Below are 2,864 nucleotides of genomic sequence, written 5' to 3'. Positions count from 1 at the left end.
CATCCGGGTGGGGTCCTCGGCGGGTCCGCCGAGCGGCGTGTCCCCGCGGGCGACCGCGGCCAGCAGGTCCTCGGACTGCTGCGCGTTCGGCCGGTGCGCGGTCTCGGGGTGCAGCATCACCGCCAGCACGCTGGTCAGCGGGCCGGACTGCCTCGGCGGGTTGATCTGTCCCGCGGCCACCGCGTGCAGCAGGCCCAGCGTGTTCTCGCTCAGCCCGAAGGGGGGCTGCCCCTCGGAGGCGGCGTAGAGGGTGGAGCCGAGGGAGAAGACGTCCGACTCCGGCCCCGGGTCGCCGCCGATGGCCACCTCGGGCGCCAGGTACGCGGGGGTGCCCGCGATCATGCCTGTCTTGGTGACCGTCACGTCGTCCTTGGCGCGGGAGATGCCGAAGTCGGTGATCTTCACCAGGCCGTTGTCGGCGAGCAGGATGTTGCCGGGCTTGATGTCGCGGTGCACGATGCCGACCTCGTGCGCCTCCCGCAGGGCCGAGGCCACCTGCGCACCGATCCGGGCGACCTCCAGCGGTGGCAACGTGCCCTGCTGTTGCAGCACCTGCGCGAGGCTGGTGGAGTCGAGGTACTCCATGATCAGGCAGGGCTGCCCGTTCTCGTCCGTCACCACGTCGAACACGGTGATCGCGTTCGGGTGGTGCAGCCGGGCGGCGATCCGCCCCTCGCGCATCGTCCGCTGCCGTGCGTCCTCGGCCTCGTGCTGTTCGAGGCCGGGTTCGAGCATGAGTTGTTTGATGGCGACCGTCCGGTGCAGCACCTCGTCGACTGCCTGCCAGACGGCGCCCATGGCACCGGTCCCGATCCGCTTGATGACACGGTAGCGGCCGGCGACCAGGCGACCCTCGTCGCTCACGCGACCTCCTTCGGGCTCGCACATACCGGGAGTACGTGTGCCGGCTTACCGAGACCGACCGTGACAGATTAGGCCGCTCACTCTGCGCACACGCGGGGGGCACTGCGGGGGCTGTGATCTTCACCCCATCGGTGGCCCCGATTGCGGTTTCACAAGGCCGGTCAGCCTACAGCGCGGACCGAGAGCAATATCGCCCGGTTGATCAGCGGGTCCGGTCCGGCATCCACCCCGAGCAGTTGGGTGATTCGCAGCGGCGCGCCCCCGTCGGGCGTCATCCGGACCACGACCCGCACGGTCCCGTCCCCCCGCTCCCGCACGTCCTCGATCTCCAGGTGCGTCAGCGACCGCCAGGACGCCAACAGCGCGTGGCCCTCCCCGGCCGTCAGCGCGGGGGCCAGCAGGCCCAGTGCCTGCTCGGGGGCGGTCCGGACGCGCTCGTAGAAGGCGTGCACCAGCCCGGTCGCCGCGTCCGCCGGGCCGGAGCGGAGTCCGTTGCCGGGTGTCCCGGCCGTTCCGGTCGGCACCGCCGCGCCGACCGGGTCCGTGGCCTCCGGCGCCGGGGAGTCCCCGGTCGTCGCCTCCGCGGATCGCACGGAGTGGTCGGACCCCGGGGAGTCGGTCGGCTCCGCGGAGTCCGCGGTGTCCGGTGACCGGGCCGGCGGGGACGACGCGGGAGTGTCCGGGACGCCCGTGTCCCGCGTGCGCCGTTCGCCGGGAGGGAGGGTGAACCCGCCGAGCGCGGCCGCACCGGTGATCTCGTGCCGGTGCCGGGTACCGGCGCCGGCGTCGTCGGACTCGTCGGCGCTGCCGGACAGCGAGGACGCGACGATGACGGAGGCGACCAGCGCGGCCGTGACGAACAGCAGCGCGACGAACTTGGCACGCCGCGCGAGGAGGCTCTCCCGTGCGGAGGCAGGCGCCGGGTCGTCGCCGCCCCCTCCGTCGTCGCCGCCCCGTCCACCGTCGCCGGGCCGGTCGACCTCACCGGGGGCGGGGCCTGCGACGGGAAGCACCTCGTCCAGGGTGATGGTGGGGGTGTCCCCCTCGACCGGAGCGTTCTCACCGGAAAGGTGCGGGCCGAGACCGTCGTGGATGACGACGGTCCGCTCCGGCTCCCGGCTGGGCCGATCGTGCACTGCTCGTCCTCGTCTGTTCTCGGTTCAGGAGTGGGCTCGGTTCGCCGGAGTGGGGCCGGTCACCGAGCGCACAAGCACGGACACCGAGCAACAGATAACCCGTTCGCGACGCCGTTCGCCAGCGTCTCTCGGTGGGCAGCACATAGCGTACGACGAGCGGTGCTGTCGGTCACCCATCTAGAGCAATTTTCAACCGTTCGGCGACCCGCACGTGCAGAAGGATGTGCGGATGGCCCGTGCATTCGCAGGTGAGGCCGCATCCGTGCGTCCCGTCCGCGGCGCACCGCGCACCGCCCGGCGCCTCAGCCCTCCACGGCCGAGATGCGGTCGTCGGCCGCGAAGGTGAGCTCGCGGGTCACCTCGGTGGTGCTGCCGTCCGGGCGGGTGATCCGCAGGGTGTTGACGGTGACGCCCTCGTCGGTGTCGATGTGGACGTGGCGCACCTCGAAGTAGGCGACGTCGGCGTAGCGCTGAGCCAGCCCCTCCGGACCCTGCTCGGCGAGTTCCCCGGTGGTGAGTTCGTGCGCGGCCTCCGGGTCCTCGGTGACGGTGTTGAAGAAGTCCTGGGAACGCTGCGCGAGGGTCTCCGCGTCGTGGCCGGTGCGCAGGATGCCCACGTTCTCCCCGTCGTCCTCGGTCGAGGTGGGGGCGGGGGTGACCGGCGGCTTGCGCGGGCCGTCGGCCATCTGCACCTCGGCGGGCTCCCCCGCCGCGTCCCCGTGGTCCACGTCCGCGGCGACCCGGCCCGGTCCGTCGCCCGACCCGTCGGGGTCGGACGCCGAGGCGTCGGAGTTCCCGCTGCCGGATTCCCCGTCCCGCGCGGGGGCGCCGTAACCCGCCGGGCGGTCGGTGGAATCGCCCTCG

2 protein-coding genes and 1 pseudogene are annotated in these 2,864 nt (G+C 72.8%); all 3 read right to left on the bottom strand.

Annotated features, from left to right (window positions below; genetic code table 11):
- Positions 1-864 (bottom strand): serine/threonine-protein kinase (locus ACTIR_RS24000; RefSeq protein ID WP_034240680.1); only part of this gene is annotated, 864 nt, incomplete at its 3' end.
- Between the two features lie 161 nt (positions 865-1,025).
- Positions 1,026-2,000, bottom strand: coding sequence for a hypothetical protein (locus ACTIR_RS0117185; protein WP_026455205.1), 975 nt, complete (start codon positions 1,998-2,000; stop codon positions 1,026-1,028).
- Positions 2,001-2,302: 302 nt separating this feature from the next.
- Positions 2,303-2,864, bottom strand: a pseudogene (locus tag ACTIR_RS23995) (hypothetical protein); the annotation flags it as partial.

It is taken from the genome of Saccharomonospora iraqiensis subsp. iraqiensis (assembly GCF_000430445.1).
GTDB classification, from domain to species: domain Bacteria; phylum Actinomycetota; class Actinomycetes; order Mycobacteriales; family Pseudonocardiaceae; genus Saccharomonospora; species Saccharomonospora iraqiensis.
The sequence above is the reverse complement of the archived record's forward strand: the minus strand, read 5'-3'. Positions and strand labels throughout refer to the sequence as shown.